This window comes from Xenorhabdus poinarii G6, from assembly GCF_000968175.1.
GTDB classification, from domain to species: domain Bacteria; phylum Pseudomonadota; class Gammaproteobacteria; order Enterobacterales; family Enterobacteriaceae; genus Xenorhabdus; species Xenorhabdus poinarii.
In genome coordinates this window covers 2,009,904-2,032,203 of sequence record NZ_FO704551.1, presented here as the reverse complement: position 1 = coordinate 2,032,203, position 22,300 = coordinate 2,009,904, and the positions used below count along the sequence as shown (strand labels likewise).

Annotated in this window: 19 protein-coding genes and 4 tRNA genes; 18 read left to right on the top strand and 5 right to left on the bottom strand. The window is 42.3% G+C overall.

Annotated features, from left to right (window positions below; translation table 11 throughout):
- Nucleotides 1-198: 198 nt before the first annotated feature.
- The 5 genes from XPG1_RS09450 to XPG1_RS09425 form a co-directional block, all read right to left on the bottom strand.
- A tRNA-Asn gene (locus XPG1_RS09450) sits at nt 199-274 on the bottom strand.
- Between the two features lie 154 nt (nt 275-428).
- Nucleotides 429-504: transfer RNA gene (locus XPG1_RS09445), tRNA-Asn, on the bottom strand.
- A gap of 267 nt (nt 505-771) precedes the next feature.
- Nucleotides 772-847, bottom strand: a tRNA-Asn gene (locus tag XPG1_RS09440).
- A gap of 424 nt (nt 848-1,271) precedes the next feature.
- Nucleotides 1,272-1,347, bottom strand: a tRNA-Asn gene (locus XPG1_RS09430).
- 131 nt (nt 1,348-1,478) lie between these two features.
- Nucleotides 1,479-1,988, bottom strand: coding sequence for a YlaC family protein (locus tag XPG1_RS09425; protein ID WP_045958853.1), 510 nt, complete (start codon nt 1,986-1,988; stop codon nt 1,479-1,481).
- A 511-nt stretch (nt 1,989-2,499) separates the two neighbouring features.
- Between XPG1_RS09425 and cspE the strand changes: the two genes are divergently transcribed.
- The 18 genes from cspE (at nt 2,500) to XPG1_RS09340 (ending at nt 22,256) form a co-directional block, all read left to right on the top strand.
- Nucleotides 2,500-2,712 carry a transcription antiterminator/RNA stability regulator CspE gene (gene cspE, locus XPG1_RS09420; RefSeq protein ID WP_045958852.1) on the top strand — a complete coding sequence of 71 codons (213 nt, stop codon included), beginning with the start codon at nt 2,500-2,502 and terminating at the stop codon, nt 2,710-2,712.
- A gap of 935 nt (nt 2,713-3,647) precedes the next feature.
- Nucleotides 3,648-4,346, top strand: a complete 699-nt coding sequence (locus XPG1_RS09415; RefSeq protein WP_045958851.1) for an MgtC family protein — start codon at nt 3,648-3,650, stop codon at nt 4,344-4,346.
- 74 nt (nt 4,347-4,420) lie between these two features.
- The gene (locus XPG1_RS18450; protein WP_157879472.1) at nt 4,421-4,564 is read left to right on the top strand and encodes a hypothetical protein; all 144 of its coding nucleotides are present in this window, start codon (nt 4,421-4,423) and stop codon (nt 4,562-4,564) included.
- 128 nt (nt 4,565-4,692) lie between these two features.
- A complete protein-coding gene (locus XPG1_RS09410; protein WP_071825365.1) occupies nt 4,693-4,914 on the top strand; it encodes a hypothetical protein in 222 nt (73 codons plus the stop codon).
- Nucleotides 4,915-7,259: 2,345 nt separating this feature from the next.
- A complete protein-coding gene (flhD, locus tag XPG1_RS09405) occupies nt 7,260-7,613 on the top strand; it encodes a flagellar transcriptional regulator FlhD (protein WP_045958850.1) in 354 nt (117 codons plus the stop codon).
- Between the two features lie 2 nt (nt 7,614-7,615).
- Nucleotides 7,616-8,197: a flagellar transcriptional regulator FlhC gene (flhC, locus tag XPG1_RS09400; RefSeq protein WP_045958849.1), complete on the top strand. Its 582-nt coding sequence runs from the start codon at nt 7,616-7,618 to the stop codon at nt 8,195-8,197.
- Nucleotides 8,198-8,327: 130 nt separating this feature from the next.
- Nucleotides 8,328-9,209: a flagellar motor stator protein MotA gene (motA, locus tag XPG1_RS09395; protein ID WP_045958848.1), complete on the top strand. Its 882-nt coding sequence runs from the start codon at nt 8,328-8,330 to the stop codon at nt 9,207-9,209.
- Nucleotides 9,210-9,211: 2 nt separating this feature from the next.
- Entirely contained in the window at nt 9,212-10,225 is a 1,014-nt protein-coding gene (gene motB, locus XPG1_RS09390) for a flagellar motor protein MotB (RefSeq protein ID WP_045958847.1), read from the top strand.
- A gap of 6 nt (nt 10,226-10,231) precedes the next feature.
- Nucleotides 10,232-12,460 (top strand): chemotaxis protein CheA, encoded by a 2,229-nt coding sequence (gene cheA, locus XPG1_RS09385; RefSeq protein ID WP_045958846.1) that lies wholly within the window; start codon nt 10,232-10,234, stop codon nt 12,458-12,460.
- 92 nt (nt 12,461-12,552) lie between these two features.
- The gene (cheW, locus tag XPG1_RS09380; protein ID WP_045958845.1) at nt 12,553-13,050 is read left to right on the top strand and encodes a chemotaxis protein CheW; all 498 of its coding nucleotides are present in this window, start codon (nt 12,553-12,555) and stop codon (nt 13,048-13,050) included.
- A 147-nt stretch (nt 13,051-13,197) separates the two neighbouring features.
- Nucleotides 13,198-14,901 (top strand): methyl-accepting chemotaxis protein, encoded by a 1,704-nt coding sequence (locus tag XPG1_RS09375; protein ID WP_045958844.1) that lies wholly within the window; start codon nt 13,198-13,200, stop codon nt 14,899-14,901.
- A gap of 56 nt (nt 14,902-14,957) precedes the next feature.
- On the top strand, nt 14,958-16,589 hold the full coding sequence (locus XPG1_RS09370) for a methyl-accepting chemotaxis protein (protein ID WP_045958843.1): 1,632 nt from the start codon (nt 14,958-14,960) through the stop codon (nt 16,587-16,589).
- A 6-nt stretch (nt 16,590-16,595) separates the two neighbouring features.
- Entirely contained in the window at nt 16,596-17,483 is an 888-nt protein-coding gene (gene cheR, locus XPG1_RS09365; RefSeq protein ID WP_045958842.1) for a protein-glutamate O-methyltransferase CheR, read from the top strand.
- Entirely contained in the window at nt 17,476-18,528 is a 1,053-nt protein-coding gene (locus XPG1_RS09360) for a protein-glutamate methylesterase/protein-glutamine glutaminase (RefSeq protein WP_045958841.1), read from the top strand. Before cheR ends, XPG1_RS09360 begins: the two co-directional genes overlap by 8 nt.
- A gap of 66 nt (nt 18,529-18,594) precedes the next feature.
- Nucleotides 18,595-18,984: a chemotaxis response regulator CheY gene (gene cheY / locus XPG1_RS09355; protein ID WP_045958840.1), complete on the top strand. Its 390-nt coding sequence runs from the start codon at nt 18,595-18,597 to the stop codon at nt 18,982-18,984.
- Between the two features lie 9 nt (nt 18,985-18,993).
- The gene (cheZ, locus tag XPG1_RS09350; RefSeq protein WP_045958839.1) at nt 18,994-19,650 is read left to right on the top strand and encodes a protein phosphatase CheZ; all 657 of its coding nucleotides are present in this window, start codon (nt 18,994-18,996) and stop codon (nt 19,648-19,650) included.
- 194 nt (nt 19,651-19,844) lie between these two features.
- Nucleotides 19,845-20,669: an alpha/beta fold hydrolase gene (locus tag XPG1_RS09345; protein WP_157879471.1), complete on the top strand. Its 825-nt coding sequence runs from the start codon at nt 19,845-19,847 to the stop codon at nt 20,667-20,669.
- Between the two features lie 210 nt (nt 20,670-20,879).
- The gene (locus XPG1_RS09340) at nt 20,880-22,256 is read left to right on the top strand and encodes an alanine/glycine:cation symporter family protein (RefSeq protein WP_045958838.1); all 1,377 of its coding nucleotides are present in this window, start codon (nt 20,880-20,882) and stop codon (nt 22,254-22,256) included.
- Nucleotides 22,257-22,300 lie beyond the last annotated feature (44 nt).

Sequence of the window (22,300 nt, the reverse complement as noted above, 5' to 3'; positions counted from 1 at the left end):
TGGAAAACGATGGATGCTGATTCAGCATTCCTTAAGCCGGAGGAGGATGATAAAGCGAAAACAGCTAAATAGCTATTATTGAATGATAATATTCTTTTAGTTTTGAAAAATTAGAACATTAAGTCTGTTTTGGCTAGGGTATTCAGAGGGAATCATCATATCAAAAAAGGAAATAACAACACGAGGGTGAATTGAATTTGGCTCCTCCAGCTGGACTCGAACCAGCGACATACGGATTAACAGTCCGCCGTTCTACCGACTGAACTATGGAGGAACTCCTTCAAGACGGGGCGCATATTAACGGGACTTTTTAGTTTGTCAAAGCCGAAAATGACAATAATCGTTTGATTGCTGATAATTTGTCCTTTTCTTTCTTTGGGGTGTAAAAAAACCTGATTAGCAAAACTAATCAGGTTCTTCAGAATACTTGGCTCCTCCAGCTGGACTCGAACCAGCGACATACGGATTAACAGTCCGCCGTTCTACCGACTGAACTATGGAGGAACTCCTTCAAGACGGGGCGCATATTAACGGGACTTTTTATGTTTGTCAAAGCCGAATATAACAATAAGTGATTGATTGCCTGCAATATGTTCGTATTGAGTGTTTTTCGATCTTATTGGTGTTTTTGCAAGGGGAATCGATATTGGTAAGGTAACTTGGAAAAAATAGTTATCGATTATCCTCTACAGCAAAAAGAGGGAGGGGGAGATGGCAGGTTTCTTAAAACAAAAATCCCGACCAGCAGAGCTAATCGGGATTTTCAGAATCTGGCTCCTCCAGCTGGACTCGAACCAGCGACATACGGATTAACAGTCCGCCGTTCTACCGACTGAACTATGGAGGAATTGGGTTGTTCCTGTGAACGGAGCGAATGATACAGTGAACGACTTAATGTTGTAAAGCAAAAAAAGATAGAAACTGGATTGATTGGTTAAATTGCCATCATGATGGCAATTTTTCGTTGTTTTTGATGATAATTTATCGGATATTTTTATATTTTGTTAGTTGTATCTTTTTTATTTACTCATTGTTTATTCAGTGGAAATTAATTTTATTTTATTATTGCTGCTATTATCTCTGATTTTTATACGTATCGCGTAAACAAATACAAAATCTGCCAAGGGCAAGTCGATGACGAATGGGTTTTTAAAGGGGTAACAAGAAAAAGAGATAAAAAACGGCTTCCCGATAGGAAGCCGTTTGATCTGATAGGCTGATTTTTTTAGCCTTAATACCATGCTTGGTTCATTCGGCATGATATTTAAATTTGGCTCCTCCAGCTGGACTCGAACCAGCGACATACGGATTAACAGTCCGCCGTTCTACCGACTGAACTATGGAGGAATTGGGTTGTTCCTGAGAACGGGGCGAATATTAGCGATGAACTGGAATGGTGTCAACGCAAAAATTCTTTTTTCTTACTGTTCGCTCGTCATATAAACTGATTGATTTATGATTGTACTACTTGATTGAATTTATGCACTTTTATTAACCATGTTAATAGTGTTCAAATAGGGTGACTGTTCTGAACAAGCGAGCATAAACACATCATAAAAGTAAATCCCCTGTTTTTTCTGCATGATACGCTTAATGTCATTTTTGATCTCATTCGGGACTTGGGGATGAGAGAGTATCTCATTGATCGCTTTTTCAGAAACGAGCTCGTTGACGAACCATTCACCGTTATAACATACACGTAAATCGAGTACGTCAATATCTTCGAAATGATAGACTGGCTTGATATCAAATAGCAGAACAGCGGCCATAATGATAAAAGCCAGAGTAAGGGTAAAAAGGGACCAAGTGCCAAAATAGGGCGTATGCCATATGAGCATAGCAAGAAAAGCATAAGCGACAATCATCGCCAAACACAGATAGGGATGGTGGCGAATAAAAATGCTGTTAAAATGTACCTTGCCATCACGATGCTCTTGAAGATTGATCCGCTTAATGTCCTCAATCAATATCTGTTCTATGATTTTCATAATACTAACTCGCTTATCTATAGACTCATTTGTAGAAATAGTGTTGTAAAAAGATGCTGTAAAAATCGTGAGTGAATTGAACATTATAGCTTTGTCAAGGCTAACATGTTATGAACCTGCGTCCGTATAGCAATTGCTTTAATTTATTTGGCAAATTGTTATTGTTGGACATTCCCGTATTTTTTGTTGAGACAAAAATTGAATAAATCAAATAAAATTATAAAAACACCTTTTTATTATGTTATTCTGTTCTAATATTGAGCGTCTGAGGTTTTTTTAAAACGATAATACATAAAAAGGTTGCTATTCGTGTTCGGTCATGCGTTAATGCGCTTGGCCTGATTAACAGACCTACTTTATGTACGACATCTTGAGTTAATGAGTTATGTGTAAGTGCTATCCCTGTAGCCTTTGTTGACCGTTTCCTTCTTAGTGCCTCCATAAGTAATAGCTGATACTGGCCAACACATGCCCGAGGTGGCGAGTTTTTTTTGATATATAGGAAAGTCAAATGTCTGACAAAATGAAAGGTCAAGTGAAGTGGTTCAACGAATCTAAAGGCTTTGGTTTCATCACTCCAGCCGATGGTAGCAAAGATGTATTCGTACATTTCTCTGCTATCCAAGGTAACGGCTTCAAAACACTGGCAGAAGGCCAGGATGTGGAGTTCACCATTGAAAGTGGTGCCAAAGGCCCAGCAGCAGCAAACGTAACTGCTATCTAATCTTGCCTTTATACCTTATTTTAAGCTCGCCTATGCAACATGCCTTGGCGGGCTTTTTGCTTTTCTGTGTCATGAAGTTTATTTCTTGAACTTTATCTTATTGCATTCGATCATCAAGCCCATCAGGTTTATTTGTTTTAAAAAAAAGATAACCTCATAAAAATAGTAGTATGTTAATCATCAGCATACTATTGTTTCTACTCAGTTACACAGTCAGCCCCCATTTTTTTGCAAAAATTCACTCTGATTAAAGTCTTTACTTGTTAATTTTTACTGTTTATACTCGCCCGAAATCCTATTGGAGAACGATTCATTGGACAGTCAACGTTATAGTTTAAATAAAAAATAATCCGGTAAGCTATTCATTTCCCTTCCGATTTGCTGCTTACCTGACATGGTGGGCGGTACTATTTTGGCTTCATAAACTGTACTCACCCGAAAAGAAACCATCTGATATTAGAGATCGACTAAGTTGAATTTTTAATCGGATGTTAACTGAAGATATATTAGGGTATACATGATGCGGCTATATACTCACTCCTTATTCCCTCCGGGATCATACGAATAATCGAAATCAATATTCGTCATCCGAATGTTCCATGTACGATGAAGAGAGATTCTCTTCGGACTGTTCCCTGCGTGTTCATTTTATAACGAATGGTTTTTAGTCGTTGAATTTTACACATATAACGAAGAGAGAAAAACGTTTTGTTGTGTAGCAATCATTCTGTATGTAACAACGGTTTCATATGTCGGAATCATTGCAAAAACTCAACCCATAAAAGCTGAGCAAATGAAATTCACTGAACCAGCCTCTGTGTACATGATTATCTATCTCTAATCAATTTTGGGTCATGTAAAAATTAATCAAGTGCATAATCAATAGGTTGAAGAAATTAGAGTGTATTTATCCATTTGATGTTATGGAGAGTGTCATGTTATTAACATCTATTGCAACTCATTTACTTTTTGCGCTGTGTTTTGGGGCCTTGATTGGTGCTGAACGTCAGTGGCGTCAACGCATGGCAGGATTAAGAACCAACGCCTTAGTATCCACGGGAGCTGCCCTTTTTATGATGACAGCGATGAGTACCCCTAATGAAAGTTATGATCGTATTGCAGCACAAATTATATCCGGTGTTGGTTTTCTTGGTGCAGGCGTGATCATGCGTCAAGGCATGAATGTGCGTGGTTTAAATACCGCAGCAACATTATGGTGTTCAGCGGGAATAGGGGAGTTATGTGGTATAGGGCAATATTGGGCGGCAGGTATTGCCACTGCCATTATTCTCTGTGCAAATATTTTATTGAGAGAAATTGCGCAACGAATTAATACGCAACCTCAGCAACAAGCTTTGGATTTAGAGCAGTGCTATAAGATCCATATTATCTGCGATATTAACGATGAAATCCTGGTAAGAACGTTGATTTTACAAGCGCTCAATGGATTAGGGGTTAGGTTGCAATCATTAAGCAGCGCAGATGTCATTCAACCAGGCCGGCTTGAGGTTTGTGCAGAAATATTGGCAACGCCTGCGGATCAAAAAGAAATAGAATCGATTGTTTGTCGAGTCAGTTTGGAAAAAAGTGTGACCTCCGTTAATTGGAAAATAGCCACTGAGCTGCCGGCTTAGACCGATTGTTGATGGTGTCATTTAGATAGGCATCGCACCTTATGCCATAGGGAAATTATTTCTTGCAGGGAAGCATGTTGGCTATTTATTCAGCTAAGGGGGCTGCTGAAAAAATGCTATCAGATTGCTCTTCTATAAGTATAGAAGGGAAAGTGGCGGCGCTTACTCAAGAAAGTCGCAACAATATTGTGAAACCCATGAGCCGCTATAATGCATAAGGTTTCAGGGTGTTAATCTTAGCGACAAGGATGCTCAGCCATGATGAAGTGAAATACCCACAGTCTGTTGCTGACGAAAAGGAAATGGTATTACACGATTTTTCGATTTATCAAAAGAAAGTGCTGTAATGGCAATTCCCGCATTAAGAGAAAGCAATATGTCGACTAAGGAACTTACCAGAGATAATCCTATTATTATAGCCCAAATTTGTCGAGATATGGATTTAGATTCTGTAAATATTCTTATTGACCCTGATATTGAACTAATGAGCGAAAAAAACCTTTCAAAAGAAGTGGAATTAAGAGCTGTCTTTTGTCAGTGTCCCTTTGACAAAAATCACACATTTTAAAATTATTACAAAATAATGGCCATACTGCTGGTTTTTTAGTAATGGAATAAATGATGCGCCGGCATTACGGAATACTGATGTTGTAATTTCAGTTGATACCGGGGAGGATATCCCGAAAGCGCCAGCAAAATCATTCTGGATGAAAAAGATTTAATGCTATTAGCAGCGGGTACAATTAAGGGAGGGCAAACGTTTGGGAATATCATCAAGTATTTAAATATGCCCATCAGCTCAAATATTGGAAACGTATTTTTTTGTCTTGGTTGCTAGTGCATTTATCCTATTTTTACTGATGTTGGCCATTCATTCTTTTGTGCAAAACCTAATGTACAATATTTAACAATTGTCTTTGCGATGGGAAAAATGGATAAAAAGTTTCCGAAAAAGCGTCATAAATGGATGCAAAGAATATAAGGTGTTTGATGCTGATTTCGTCTATCTTTGATACCATTGCTTATGTTGTGATGTGGCATGTATTTCCTTTAACTTATTAAAAAATAATGAATTATTTACATTCTGGTAGCTTGTTGAAGGGGAATTGTTGTGTCTATATGTTGAACACGCAGAAAATGCCTTTTGTGAAAAATACGGTTACACTTTCCGTTTTATTAATGAAGTTAATCATAAGAGCCAGGTATTTACATTCCATTCTCTTCTCTGCATTCGGCCTCCTAATTGAGTGACAGCGACTACCGTGGGAATATTGTCCACGGCTAATCGGAACACTAATAAGTGATCGTATCATTTCCCAAATGATTAAATGGATTATCATTCATTGGTTTCATGGATGATTGTAAATAATTCTCATTACTTGATGTCTATTCTGTTTAGGTTAAGGGCATAATCCATACTAAATGTATGCCATTATGGCGCTCATCATAGTGAATTTTTTTCAGATAGTTAGAATAGGTCTGGATGTTATTTTTTGAACATAACGTGTCTATCACATTACCAATGAACTAAAGGCGGTAATAACGTTATATTTATCGGTTATTTTTTTTATTTGAAATGCCCGTTTTAATCTGTTTTTTTTGTTTTACTCTAAAGATAAATAGGATAAATAACCTCTTAATATCGTTTGTTGTATTTTTTTTATCTGTTTTTTTATTCCTATTTTAATTTGGATTTATGTAATAATGTTTTATTAGTAAATTTACATTTATTAATTATTTTATGTTTAAATTTCCCGTTATTTATGTGAATTCATTTTCAGTCAATCAGTCATCTTTCTTTGCATTTTACAGCTTGTTTTGACGAGGCGGGAAACGCTAAAAAAACATTCGTTGCGCTTATCATTTTTGGCGTAACTGAAAAATTAAATAATAAATTTTATTTATGTTTCTTGGGTGTAAGATAAACAGTAAGAAGAAATAATCAGCAAGGAGGTGTCATTAAATTTATGCTAGAGATAGGCTTTGTGTAGTGTTTTTTTGTTTAGATAAATTTATTTATTTTAAGCAAGCAGAAGGGTTGCAATGACATTTTGAAGGCTTGATTTTTGGCAAGTTTGTAAAATTTTTCTGGTTGTGTTTGTCTGAGATGAGGGTAGGAGATGTTTTTCTAATTCAATATCATACTGTATTTTATCTTGTTTTTTTATTTGCTAACTATTTGAGTTCAAAGTAAGCGCTATGCGGCTCTGTATCTTGCCTGGGAAGGGGGGTAATCATAAACTAAAAATGATCAGACTGATAGCTTTTCAATAACTAGTATTCACATATAATTAATAAATTAGGCATAAGTATGATCTAAGTCAAGTTACAGTAGAAGATGAGTGTCAATCCACATTATTTACAGGCGAATTTTATTAATTTCCTGAAAATTTCACTAAAGGAAAGATTTTTTGTCGTGATTTTCTATTTATAAGTTTAATAGATCGTATAAAACAAAAAACTATCTCTAATATTTTTATTTAGATAATTTAATTTATTAATTGTGGACTATTTCCCATTTCTTACAGCTTGAATAGTTAATGAGCTAGAATCATAATAAAAAGAGTTGTTTTTGTGATACTGATCACATAATTTTTAAAATGACATATATTCTCCGTTGTATAAGTTGATGATTCAGGAGTAAAGTTAATTAGCATTAAGAATATTCTTAATCAATTTTGGCAAGTGCATTACCCAGATGACGTAATAATTCTTTTACAACCCATTACCGAAATATTTTAGAAATTGGGCGATCCCAAGAGTAATACAAAGGACAGTTACTGCTCTGGCTAAAGATGTATATTTAAGTTATGTCGGAGATTATTGAATCTCATGCTACTGGTAATTTTGTCGTGAGTGATTCTTTGATCACTTAATTTGATTTTTTCATATAATCGGACGGGATATATAGAAATGAGTACGGTTGAATTGCTCAAACATATTTATGACATAAATTTATCGTATTTGCTTTTAGCACAACGGCTAATAAACCATGAGAAAGCATCTGCGATGTTCCGTTTAGGTATTAGTGAATCGATGGCTGATACATTGGCCGAGCTAACATTACCTCAGTTAGTAAAATTGGCCGAAACAAACCAACTGATTTGCCACTTTCGGTTTGAAGACCACGAAACCGTACAGCAGTTAACTAAGGAATCGCGGGTAGACGATCTGCAACAAATTCATACAGGTATCTTGCTATCGACTCACCTTTTTCAGCAGTTATCTTCCCAGGATGACACTTCAATCAAGAAAAAAAGAGCGTAAAGATGGTTGAGAAAAGTATTGTTCAGGAAGCGAAAGATATTCAGCTGGCAATGGAACTCATCACATTAGGTGCGCGATTGCAGATGCTTGAAAGTGAAACTCAGCTGAGCAGAGGTCGCTTGATCCGGTTGTATAAAGAATTGCGGGGAAGTCCTCCTCCTAAGGGGATGCTACCTTTTTCGACGGATTGGTTTATGACTTGGGAACAGAATATCCATTCGTCAATGTTCTACAATGCTTACCGTTTTCTGTTGAAAAGTGGACATTGTGAAGGTGTAGAGGTGGTTGTCAAAGCCTATCGGCTGTACCTTGAACAATGTCCTCCGAGTAGTGAGGGAGGGCCTGTTCTGGCATTAACCAGAGCCTGGACATTGGTGCGTTTTGTTGACAGTGGCATGCTACAGCCAACGCAATGTCGTTGCTGTGGCGGGACATTCATTACGCACGCTCACCAACCAGTCAATAGCTTTGTTTGTAGTCTTTGCCAGCCGCCTTCACGGGCAGTAAAAAAACGTAAACTTTCCTCTCAACCTGCCGATACTAATTCACAACTGCTGGATGGATTTGCTCAGCAAGCTATGTGAATAATGAGGAAGTAAAGTGCAGGTTACAGGCTTGATCACAGACTCTGTAACCTGTTATCTCACCCTTCTTCATTTGTCAATTTGCCTGTTTAAATCCTATCTGCTCACCAACTAAGCTAAAGGATATCGCGTGTTAGTACTTTTAGGATATATCGTGGTTTTTAGTGCGGTACTCGGTGGCTACCTGCTTGTCGGTGGTCATATGGGCGCACTTTATCAGCCGGCGGAATTTTTAATTATTGCAGGTGCTGGAATTGGCGCTTTTATCGTAGGCAATAATGGCAAGGCGATAAAGGCAACACTGCGTGTTTTACCAAAAGTATTGCGCAGATCAAAATACAATAAGGCGATGTATATGGATCTCATGGCGTTGCAATTCCGCCTGTTGTTCAAATCTCGCCAACAAGGGCTACTGGCTTTGGAGCGAGATATTGAAAATCCACGGCAAAGCGACATCTTTTCACAGTATCCCCGTTTGTTGAAAGATCAGTATCTGATGGATTTCCTCACTGACTATATGCGCCTGATTATCAGCGGTAACATGAATCCTCATGAAATCGAGGCCTTGATGGATGAAGAAATTGAAACTTACGAGCAGGAAAGTGAGATACCAGCAACCAGTCTGGCGATGGTCGGGGATTCACTGCCTGCTTTCGGGATTGTGGCTGCTGTGATGGGCGTTGTTAATGCACTCGGAGCAGCGGATCGTCCGGCAGGAGAACTGGGGGCATTGATCGCACATGCGATGGTGGGAACATTTCTGGGGATCTTGTTAGCTTATGGTTTTGTTTCTCCATTGGCGACCTTACTTCGTCAACGCAGTAGCGAACAGATCAAAATGATGCAATGCATCAAGGTGACTTTGCTTTCCAGTTTACATGGTTATGCACCACAAATTGCGGTTGAATTTGGTCGGAAAACATTATTCCTTACCGATCGCCCCTCATTCACTGAACTTGAGGAACATGTTCGTCGGGTTAAATCTCCTGTACAACAAGAAGTAGAAGAATAACGATGAGAACGAATAATGTTTCCGTTGTCAGAATAAAAAAGCGCAAAAAACATGCTCCAGGCCATAGTGGAGGATCATGGAAAATTGCTTATGCTGATTTTATGACGGCAATGATGGCGTTCTTTTTGGTGATGTGGTTGATATCCATTGCCAGCCCTCAGGAATTAACGACGATTGCAGAATATTTCCGTACTCCCTTACAGGTAGCCTTCAATAAGGGACAAAAAAGTAGTGATAATAGCAACCCTATTCCGGGGGGAGGAAGTGACATTTTCCAGCAGGATGGGGAAGTTTTCCACCAATTAAAGGTTGTTGAACGTAATCAAGAAAAGCATCGCCTGAATCGGTTACGCCAGCAGCTTGATCAATTAATCATTACTGATCCTCGCCTTAAAGAGCTGCGTCCCCATCTCTTGATTGACATGATGGATGAAGGTTTGCGCATTCAGATTATTGATCGGGAAAATCGCCCGATGTTCATGATTGGCAGTGCCAAAGTTGAAAGTTATATGAGTAACATTTTGCGGGCAATTGCACCGATTTTGAACGATATTCCAAACAAAATTAGCCTTTCTGGTCATACCGATAGTTTACCGTATGCCAATGGTCAGCGAGGTTACAGTAACTGGGAGCTTTCTTCTGATCGTGCCAATGCGTCAAGGCGGGAATTGCTGATAGGCGGTCTGGATGAGGCTAAAGTGTTACGGGTTGTCGGTATGGCATCGACTGTCAGTATGCAGAAGGATATCGATCCTAATGCGCCGGTTAACCGTCGTATCAGTATTGTTGTACTGAACAAAGAGGCAGAAAAGAGGATTGAGCAGGAGAACAGTGGTGGTAACGCTATGACCGCGAACAATAGTATGGATATGCAAGACGTCATCAGAATGGATTCGAATCAGGGAGCGACTGCTCAGCAACCTACCGAGCAATCCCATGTGATCATAAAACATGATATCACAAAATCGAAACAGCTACCGGCTGATTCGCCGAGTGATACTAAGATGACAGAGTAAAGAACGATGGATATTACCGCGTTTTATCAAACTTTCTTCGATGAAGCAGATGAACTATTAGACGATATGGAGCAGCATTTATTACTGCTCAATGCCGACGAACCTGATTCTGAGCAGTTAAATGCAATATTTCGCAGCGCCCATTCCATTAAGGGAGGTGCTGCGACTTTTGGTTTTACTAAACTGCAACAGACTACGCACGTTTTAGAAAATCTGCTCGATAGTGCCAGACGTGACGAAATACGTTTGACTATTGACATTATCAACCTGTTTTTAGAAGCGAAAGATATTATGCAGCAACAATTGGATGCCTATAAAAGTTCTCAGGAGCCGGATGAAGATACATTCAATTATATCTGCGAGACACTGCGTCAGCTTGCATCAGAACTCCAGCAAGAGCGGCAGGAAGAAGAGTTTTTTGCCGCAACATCGGGAAGCCAGGCTGAAGGTGCCACGGAAGACGTTGTAAACGAATCTGTGGAAAAACAAGTCGTCGCATTAGCGCCGTCTGAAGAAAACCTGACGAAAGAAAAACCCGCTTCGGCAAACAAATCCGATCATGGTCGGATCCGTATTCATTTATCTGGATTAAAAGAACGTGAAGTCAGTTTAATGAAGGAGGAGCTGGGGCATCTTGGTGAGATTTATGATGTCGAGCAGACCACAAACAGTCTGGAAGCATCATTGCTCACTTCTGCAACCGAAGATGATATCACGGCTGTATTGTGCTTTGTGGTTGAACCTGAGCAAATCACGTTTTTACCCACGAATGAATCTGAGCCGGAAAGTACGCACACTGAAACAGAACAAGACACGGTAGCTGAAAGTGAGATAGCAAAAACCGCGCCAGAAAATAATATCGCAGATAATCAGGTTGTCACCGATCATCCAGTAAAAAATGCGGCAGTAGAGATTACCACAGCAGTCAATACAAATAAGCCACAATCGCTGAATACGCCGAAAAAAATAGATGTGCATGAAATTGGCCGTCCGGCTCCCCGTCCGGCGGCGGGATCGCCGCGCCAACGGGCAGAATCCTCCAGTATCCGTGTTGCGGTTGAAAAAGTTGATCAGCTCATCAACTTGGTGGGAGAGCTGGTCATTACCCAATCGATGTTGGCGCAACACTGTAACGGTTTGGAACCAACAAAACACAGTGAATTACTGAGTTGTATGGCCCAATTGCAACGAAATTCCCGCGATTTGCAAGAATCCGTTATGTCGATCCGCATGATGCCGATGGAGTACGTTTTTAGCCGTTATCCGCGTTTAGTCCGGGATTTGGCCGGGAAACTCAATAAGAAAGTAGAATTGACCCTGATTGGCAGTTCGACAGAGCTGGATAAGAGTTTGATTGAGCGGATTATCGATCCTCTGACACATCTGGTACGTAACAGCCTTGACCACGGTATCGAAAGCCCGGAAAAACGTCTGGCGGCTGGAAAATCAGAAACGGGCAATTTGACGCTGGCTGCTGAACATCAGGGTGGAAACATCTGTATTGAAGTGATTGATGATGGCGCAGGGCTAAATCGTGAGAAGATCTTGACAAAAGCACAATCTCAGGGTCTGAACGTGAGTGAAAATATGAGCAACGAAGAAGTAGCGATGCTGATTTTTGCTCCCGGTTTCTCGACCGCAGAAGTGGTCACAGATGTTTCTGGCCGTGGGGTCGGTATGGATGTGGTCAAGCGCAATATTCAGGATATGGGCGGGCAAATCCAGATTAGTTTCCAGGAAGGGAAGGGGACCATCATTCGCATTTTACTGCCCCTGACATTAGCGATACTGGATGGAATGTCAGTCAAAGTTAATGGTGAAGTTTTCATTCTGCCATTAAGTGCCGTGGTCAGTTCATTGCAGCCACAAGATGAAGATATCTATCCGTTGGCCGGGGATGAAAAACTCTTGCAGGTACGTGGTGAATATTTACCGCTGCTTGAATTGTATCGCATATTCGATATTCCAAATGGCGTGACTGATCCCACGAAAGGCATTGCGGTCATCGTGCAGAGCGCCGGACGTCGCTATGCATTGCTGGTGGATAAACTGGTCGGCCAGCATCAAGTGGTCGTTAAAAATATTGAAAGTAATTACCGCAAAGTACCGGGTATTTCGGCAGCCACCATTATGGGCGATGGCAGTGTCGCGCTTATCATTGATATTCCTGCTTTGCAGAAGCTTAACCATGAACAGTTGGCTGAACGCAAAGTGGACTTGGTGAACAACAAATAAGTATATCCAATTGATTTCAAATTGCGGTTTCATCACCAATGAGCCGCTTGAAGGACGAAGGCTAAAGTCATCTCACACTAAAAGGTAACATCATGTCAGCCATAGAAGAACTCAGTAAATTATCGGGCGAAACAACCGGAAAGGAATATCTGGTTTTCACCTTGGGTGACGAAGAGTATGGAATTGAAATATTAAAAGTACAGGAAATCCGGGGTTATGACCAAGTGACCCGTATTGCGAATACGCCTGCTTTTATTAAAGGGATCACCAACCTGCGCGGAGTCATTGTGCCTATCATCGATTTGCGCATCAAATTCTCGCAGGAAAATGTCACATATAACGATAATACCGTAGTGATTGTCCTGAACTTAGTTAATCGTGTTGTTGGCATTGTGGTTGACGGTGTGTCTGACGTGTTGTCCCTGAAAGACAATCAGATTTGCCCTGCACCAGAATTTGCGGTCACTTTATCAACGGAATACCTGACGGGACTGGGTTCTCTTGATGAGCGGATGTTGATTTTGGTTGATATTGAAAAACTGCTCAACAGTGAAGAAATGGCGCTAGTTGATACCGTCGCCAAAGGGTAATTTTGCGGCTGCTGAAATAGAAAACAGCAGCCCTTTTGTTTGAGATCAAAGAAATGCTGTAAAAAATCAATTTTTAGAATTACCCGTAAAGTTCCCTTTAATTATGCCGATAACTCTGGCATAGCAATTTATTAAAAAAGGGAAGTCATGTTTAACCGAATGAAGATAGTGACGGGGCTTATCTCAGTCATCATATTGTTTGGTGCTCTGCAATTTATATCAGGGGGTCTGTTCTTTAATGGGTTGAAGAAGGATACAGAAGCGTTTGACCTGATGGATCAATTGCGTGTGCGGCAAAAATTATTGGACGAAAGCTGGATTAACCTGCTTCAGGCTCGTAATAACCTGAACCGTATTGGTTTAGTGCTGATAATGAAAGATCGTAATATTGATAGTGAGTATTCCCTTGATGATATCTGGGAGGAAGCTAAGGTTAACCTCTCCCGTGGGGAGCGCGGTTTTGAACAGCTTGAGCAATTGCCAAAGTTGGTGTCACATAATGCAGCGCATTTTCAAAAATTAGTCCAAACTCACCAAGACTACCTCCATGCGTTGAAAGAGCTGGAAACCATGTTGCTCAAAAAAGATTATAAAAGCTTTTTTGAGCAACCCACGACCGGCTTACAGAATGCGTTCGCGACGGAATACACATTTTATCTGAACCAGAATGACAAGTTGTATGACGAAATATCTCATGCAGCCGATACTGCTTATCGTAACATTATCATCAGCTTGATCTTTTTATTTGTGTTGTTGTTGGGTGTGATGACTATCAGCTGGATTGGCTTGCGCAAGGCATTGATTGATCCATTGCACAAACTGCTGGACAACATTAAAGCTTTCTCAAGAGGGGATCTGACCCAAACAATCACCGTCTCCGGTCGTAATGAAATGGGCATGTTGGCTATTGGTCTTAAACACATGCAAATCGAGTTGATCAATACGGTCAAAAGCGTCCATCAGAGCACCGAAACCATCTATACCGGTACGAGTGAAATTGCTGCGGGTAACAACGATCTTTCTTCTCGTACTGAGCAGCAGGTGGCTTCTTTGGAAGAAACCGCTGCCAGCATGGAACAGTTGACGGCCACCGTCAAACAGAATGCTGACAATGCTCGTCAAGCCAGTAACCTGGCTGACAATGCGTCCGAGATCGCTCGCCAGGGAGGCAAAGTCGTCGCCAATGTCGTTCAGACAATGCATGAAATTGCAGACAGCTCTCGCAAAATCTCCGATATCACCGGCGTGATTGATGCCATTGCTTTCCAAACCAACATTCTTGCACTGAATGCGGCTGTCGAAGCAGCCCGTGCTGGCGAGCATGGACGTGGTTTTGCTGTGGTTGCCGGTGAAGTCCGCAATTTGGCTCAACGCAGTGCAGAAGCGGCCAAAGAGATCAAAACATTGATTGAAGACTCGGTTAGCCGTACAGATACAGGCTCCGAACTGGTCGGCAGTGCGGGTGAAACCATGCATAAGATAGTCGATTCTGTGACCCGCGTGACTGACATCATGGGAGAAATAGCCTCGGCATCTGATGAGCAAAGTCGGGGAATTACCCAGGTTGGCGTAGCTATTTCTGAAATGGACAAAGTGACCCAACAAAACGCGTCACTGGTTGAACAATCTGCGGCGGCGGCGGCGGCTTTAGAAGAGCAAGCTAAGATATTGACCAAAGCTGTCGCGTTATTTCAGCTCCCGGAGCAGGCAGAAAGGATACCCTCTGAAAATAAAAAACATGAAGTTTTATTGATGAGTAAATCGTCAACCCCGCCAGCTAATAAAACGAATACTCCCGCGCTGAAAAAAAACAGTAGTGTGGAAGACCCATCCAATTGGGAAACATTCTAAAAAAATAATAGCGATAACCACGGCTGCATAACGCAGCCGTTAAACGAGGTGATTACATGTTAAGCAGGCTTCGCATATCAACCAGTTTGTATCTGTTACTGATGATGTTTTGTGTTATGCAAATTATTTCGAGTGGTTTATCTCTGGGAATAATTCATACAGATCAGTCATATATTGAAAGAATTGATCTGGGAACTCAGCGGAGAGATACCCTTGGCTTGAGTTGGGCGGCATTGTTACAAACGCGTAATACTCTGAACAAAATCGCCATTGCTCAGAAAGTAGGACAGCCGCAGTCACAAATAGAGGTGATGGAAGCATTGCTTAAAAGTTCACTGAATGAAGCGAGCCGAAGTTTTGCCGAATTTAGTGCATTGCCTCAGATAGAGAAAAATGACAAGAGTGCGGCTTTATTGTCTGAGGTTAAACAGGCTTACCAAGAATATATCAATGCATTACAAGAAATAAAAATGTACCTCTATGACGGTGATTTTCAGGCTTTCCTTGATCAACCTACAGAAGATTACCAGCGTAAGATGGAGATTGCCTATAACAACTATATGCAATACCTCGCCTATAACATTGGAAAAGCGGTTTCTGATGGCGAATTTTACTACGATGTGTCCATTGCCATGTTCTTTGGCTCGATCTTGATGGTGTTCGTGGTTTCAGCCGCGGCACATTGGTGGTTGAGGCGTCACCTGCTGAGACCGTTTTCGAATATGAGCGTCTGCTTTCAGGATGTTGCAGAAGGCCGCCTGGATAAAGAGGTTGCTGTCACCACCCATGATGAAATTGGTGACATTTTCCGAAAACTGCGTGATATGCAGACATCATTAATCAAATCCATTGCGTCTGTGCGTGAGAACACGCATCAAATGTATTCTGGTATTCAGGAAATCACACAGGGCAATACGGATTTATCTTCACGTACAGAACAACAAGCCGCATCACTGGAAGAAACTGCGGCCAGTATGGAAGAGTTGACGGTGACGGTTAAACAGAACGCAGAAAATGCGCGTCAGGCCAGTGAATTGGCCGTCTCAGCTTCTCAGACCGCATCAAAAGGTGGGGAATTGACCACCAGTGTGGTGGCAACGATGGATGAAATTGCCAACAGCTCGAAAAAAATCAGTGCGATCATCAGCGTTATTGATGGCATCGCCTTCCAGACCAACATCTTGGCACTGAATGCGGCTGTCGAAGCGGCGCGTGCGGGTGAGCAGGGGCGAGGATTCTCTGTGGTCGCCGGTGAAGTACGCGATCTAGCTCAGCGTAGTGCTGAAGCCGCGAAAGAGATCAAAACCTTAATTGATGAATCTGTCCATCGTGTTAATCAGGGTTCAGCGCTGGTTAACAATGCAGGGAAAACGATGGATGAGCTGGTTAGATCGGTAAATCAAGTCACTGACTTAATGGCGGAAATCGCTGCTGCTTCTGATGAACAAAGTCGCGGTATTCACCAAGTTGCCCAGGCCGTCAGCCAAATGGATCAAGTGACACAACAAAATGCGGCATTGGTGGAACAATCTGCTGCTGCGGCTTCTGCTCTTGAAGATAAGGCAGATATTTTAGTGAAAACCGTGGCTCAGTTTGAGTTGCCTAAAAGTGTGGAGTATGAGCACGATGACCCAACATCCTCTGCGTCAAACATGACTAATGAGCATGTTGTAAGCCAAATGCGCTGAGATCAGATGAAATCTAACTTAATAGCTTCAGATACTGATGCTACCGCATCGCTGAACTTTATGTTTCAGCGGCACGCTTTGTCGGATGCGCAATTTGAGCGCATCTGCCAGTTTATCTATCAACGAGCTGGCATTGTACTGGCAAAAAATAAACGTGAGATGGTCTACAACCGCTTAGTCAGGCGGCTTCGTGTATTGGGGTTGAATGATTTTGGTCAATACCTGTCCATTCTGGAACAAGATAGTCACAGTAAAGAATGGGAACTGTTTGTTAATGCATTGACGACCAATCTCACGGCATTTTTCAGGGAAGCCCACCATTTTCCTATTCTGGCAGCAGATGCCAGTCGGAAAAAGGGAGGAATATACCGCGTTTGGAGTGCAGCTGCTTCAACGGGGGAGGAGCCGTATTCTATTGCAATGACCTTGTGTGATGCACTGGGGCATCGGTCAAATCGGATAAAAATCATTGGTAGTGATATTGATACCAGTGTGCTGGAAAAAGCCCGGCAGGGTGTTTATCGACTGGAAGAATTACAGTCTCTGAGTGAAAGCCAAAAGAAAAAATATTTTTTCAAAGGGGTGGATCTCTTTGAAGGGTATGCCCGAGTGCGCCCGGTACTTTCTGGATTGGTGCATTTCCAACACTTGAATCTATTGGATTCTGATTGGGCACTTGAGGGTAAGTTTGATGCGATATTCTGCCGTAATGTCATGATTTATTTTGATAAAAAGACGCAGGAAAGGATCTTGCGCCGTTTTGTTAATCTCTTAAAACCGGATGGTTTGCTCTTTGCAGGGCATTCCGAAAACGTCACTCAAATCAGCCGAGAGTTCTACTTGCAGGGACAGACCGTTTACGGTGTCAGTCGGGCAAGGAGGGGTCATGAATAAAATAACTGTTCTTTGTGTGGATGATTCGGCGCTGATGCGTCAAATCATGCGGGAAATTATCAATAGTCACCCTGATATGGAAGTTGTGGATTGTGCACCCGATCCCTTTGTCGCCCGGGATTTAATTAAAAAGCATAATCCACAAGTATTAACATTGGATGTTGAAATGCCTCGCATGGATGGCATTGATTTTCTTGAAAAACTAATGCGATTACGCCCCATGCCGGTTGTGATGGTATCTTCTCTGACAGCAAAAGGCTCGGAAATCACATTAAAGGCTCTCGAACTGGGGGCGGTGGATTTTGTGACCAAGCCACAACTGGGTATTCGTGAAGGCATGCTGGCTTATAGCGAATTAATTGCTGAAAAAATTCGCACTGCGGCGCAGGCCAAAATCAGTACCGGAGGCTCCACATCGGTGAGTGCCGCCCCATTAACGTTCAAGCCACTCCTCTCCAGTGAAAAGTTGATCGCCGTCGGTGCCTCTACCGGGGGAACAGAAGCAATCAAGAATTTGCTGCAACCCCTGCCGGTCACCAGTCCCGCTTTATTAATCACCCAACATATGCCTCCGGGGTTCACACACTCTTTTGCAGAAAGGCTCAATAAACTTAGCCAGATTCGGGTAAAAGAAGCTGAGGATGGAGAACGTGTCCTGCCGGGGCATGCTTACATTGCGCCGGGCGATCGTCATATGGAGCTTTGCCGCAGCGGTGCCAATTATCAAATCATGATAACGAATGCATTGCCAGTGAACCGCCATCGCCCTTCGGTTGATGTTTTATTTCGTTCGGTTGCCAAACATGCGGGGCGTAATGCCGTTGGTGTCATTTTAACCGGTATGGGAAGTGATGGCGCGGCGGGATTGCTGGAAATGAAACAGGCAGGGGCTTATACCCTGGCGCAAAGCGAAAAAAGTTGTGTGGTATTTGGAATGCCACGTGCGGCGATCCAGCTAGGCGCCGTGGATGAAGTCATGGATCTGCAAAAAATCAGTAAGACGATGCTGGCTAAAATCAGCGCGGGGCAATCGATTCGTATTTAGTCGTTATTTTGATGTTAATTTTTGCAGCGCTGTGCTGCTGAGTAAGTGAAATTCCAAGGAGTTTTTATGGCAAGTAAGGATCTGAGATTTCTGGTAGTTGATGATTTTTCAACTATGCGTCGAATTGTGCGTAATCTACTGAAAGAATTGGGCTTTAATAACGTAGATGAAGCGCAGGATGGAGCCGAAGCATTGACTAAACTGCGTACTGCCGAATTTGATTTCGTTATTTCTGACTGGAACATGCCAAATATTGATGGTCTTGAATTACTGAAAACGATTCGCGGTGAAGAAAAACTGGCTGCCTTACCGGTCCTGATGGTAACGGCAGAAGCGAAAAAAGAGAACATTATTGCAGCAGCCCAGGCCGGTGCCAGTGGCTATGTTGTGAAACCGTTTACCGCGGCCATCTTGGAAGAGAAACTCAATAAAATATTTGAAAAATTGGGGCTCTAAGGAGACAAAATGAGTGAAAATCCAATCATGCCGAGAGATGAGGCGATCTCGACCAGTGAAATAATCAGTCGTATTGGGCAGTTAACAAGAATGCTGCGTGATAGTTTACGCGAACTGGGATTGGATCAAACCATCGCGCAGGCAGCCGAGGCGATCCCGGATGCGAGAGAGCGATTAAATTATGTGGTTCAAATGACGGCACAGGCGGCTGAAAGGGTACTGAATTGCGTTGAAGTTGCGCAGCCCCGTCAGAACGAATTAGAAACGTCAGCTAAAGCGTTAAGCCAACGTTGGGATGAATGGTTTGCAAACCCGCACACTGTCGAGTTGAGTGATGCCCGTTCATTGGTCACAGACACGAGAAATTACCTGAATATCGTGCCCGATTATGCCTCATTTACCAATGCCCAATTGCTCGAGATCATGATGGCGCAAGATTTTCAGGATCTGACCGGACAGGTTATCAAGCGAATGATGGAAGTCATTCAGGAACTGGAAAAGCAGTTGGTGATGGTATTGATGGAAAATATCCCTTCTGATCAGATGGCTAAAGCAAAAAAAGAGAACGACAGTCTTCTTAACGGCCCTCAAGTGAACCAGAATAATGCTGGTGTTATTGCTAACCAGGCACAGGTTGATGATTTATTGGATAGTTTAGGCTTTTGATAACGAGAGTTATTACTTTAACGAACCGCGTTTTTATCTTTTAGGTGCGTTTGGGTAAGCGGGATAGCTGACCCAAACGCCCGCCTTGGTATTTCAGAAATCGAGTATTTTAGAAAGAAGTACAGATCACAGTGTGGCTCCTGCAATTGGGTGTATAAACATACATGCATTCAAACCATACAGAGGAAAACATTGTGAAGTCGGTTGATAAAGTCATTAAGTTAAAAGATTCCGTTGTTTCTTACCGTCAGGAATTCCACGAAGATCAGGCATGTAACAAAACCCCCATCGTTTTCCTGCATGGTACAAACAGTAATGGCAACAGTAGCTTTAGAGAGATAAAAAAGGCTTTTAACGGTGAGCGAACCGTTATCATCCCTGATTATGCAGGATGTGGACACTCTGAACTACCGCTGGAAACAGTCACAATTGAGCACTTAGCAGAGCAAATAGCGGCTGTGATCAGAGCGAGCAGTGACACCCCGGTTGATTTAGTCGGCGTTTCCCTGGGCGCAGTGGTTGCGGCTGTTGTGGCTGCTAACTATCCGAATCTGATCAATAAATTAATATTAACAGCGCCCTGGGCAACAAATCATGATCCTCGCCATCAATTGATATTCAATACTTGGTTGCATCTGGAACGGAGTGATAAAACATCAGCGATGGCTTTTGGTCTATCACATGCGCTCAGTTCAGAATTTCTCTCATCTTTGGGGCATCAAACCATACAAGGGATCTGCGCCCAACCGGCAGAAAAAGGGATAGAAAGACGGATTGCTTTGGGATTATCCATCAATATAAAAGACTATCTTAATCAAATAGATAAACACACCTTAATCATTGGATTAAGCAGAGATACGTTAATTCCGCCTTATTTAGTACGTGAAGTACATAACAATGTGAAAAACAGCACGTATAAAGAGATTGATAGTGGTCATGCGGTACACATTGAAAAGCCGACAGAGTGGATCGACTTAATCAAAAACTTTACGCTGCCAACATCCTTGCATTCACAGTAATTTACTCATCATGGAATGGAAGATTGGCAACTTTTCCCGCAGGTAAATACTTATGGATACAAAATAACTAAAACGAGTGATTGAACTCACAGTATCAATTTTTTCTTACGGTCAATAGCCAAATATCACTCGATTATTTTTCCAAAATGCTCTTTATTTAATTGAAATAATTTTGTTGCCAACTTGTTACTTAAACGACTGAGGGTGTATATGGAACTGATTACACAATGGCTCGGAGCAATAAATGGGATAGTGTGGGGCGTTCCTATGCTGATTGGGCTTTTGGGCATTGGGATCTTTATGCAGATCCGCTTGTCCTTTTTACCTATTCGTAAATTGGGAATGGGGTTCAGACTCCTTTTCCAAAAAAACCAGCAACAAGGTGAAGGGCAAATTTCACCTTTCAATGCACTAATGACCGCCTTGTCAGCGACGATAGGAACGGGAAATATTGCCGGTGTTGCGACAGCGATTGTGATGGGGGGCCCTGGGGCGTTGTTCTGGATGTGGATGACTGCATTGGTGGGTATGGCGACGAAATATTCAGAAGCCGTACTGGCAGTGCGTTTCCGCGAGACGGACAAAAACGGGAATTACATTGGCGGTCCGATGTATTACATCAAAAATGGCCTGGGGAAAAAATGGGTTTGGTTGGGAACGCTGTTCGCTTTCTTCGGGAGTATCGCCGGGTTTGGTATTGGCAATACGGTACAGGCCAACTCCGTTGCTGACGTCCTGCAAAGTAACTTCGGCATTGAAAAAACCATCACCGCAGGAATTCTGGTCATTTTAGTGGGTGCCGTGTTGATTGGTGGCATCAAACGTATTTCTGATGTTGCTGGTAAACTGGTGCCGGTGATGACAGTCGGTTACTTTGGGGCGGGCGTTATCGTTCTGGCACTCAATATTACTATGATCCCCGAGGCCTTTGTTTTAATCATCAAATCCGCTTTCACGCCAGTAGCAGCACAGGGGGGATTTGCTGGTGCAGCCGTTTGGGCGGCGATCCGCTTTGGTATTGCCCGTGGTGTATTCTCTAACGAAGCGGGGATGGGAAGTGCGCCGATTGCTCACGCGACAGCAAAAACGCAAAACCCGATTCGTCAGGGGTTGATCGCCATGTTAGGAACCTTTATCGATACGATCATCGTTTGTTCAGTAACAGGCTTAACTATTGTGATTACCGGTGGCTGGCTGACGGGGCAAACCGGCGCAACACTGACGGCGGCTTCTTTCTCGTCAGTCCTCCCGGGAGGTAACTATGTTGTTGCCATTGCCCTGGCTATTTTCGCCTTTACAACCATTTTGGGCTGGAGTTTCTATGGTGAAAAATGCATCCAATATTTATTGGGATCAAAAGCTATCGTACCATTTCGCATTGCCTGGATTATCGCTTTACCGATTGGCGCTACTCAGTCGTTGAGCTTTGTCTGGTTGCTGGCAGATACCCTCAATGCCATGATGGCGATCCCTAACTTAATCGCCATTGCATTACTCAGTCCGGTGGTCTACCGCTTAACGAAAGACCATATCCGTGATGTTAACGCGGAACGTATGGATATCAAGACACTGATTAAAACAGATTGAAAAATGATGAGTATAAAGTGAAAAAATAGAGAGATGGCTGAGAC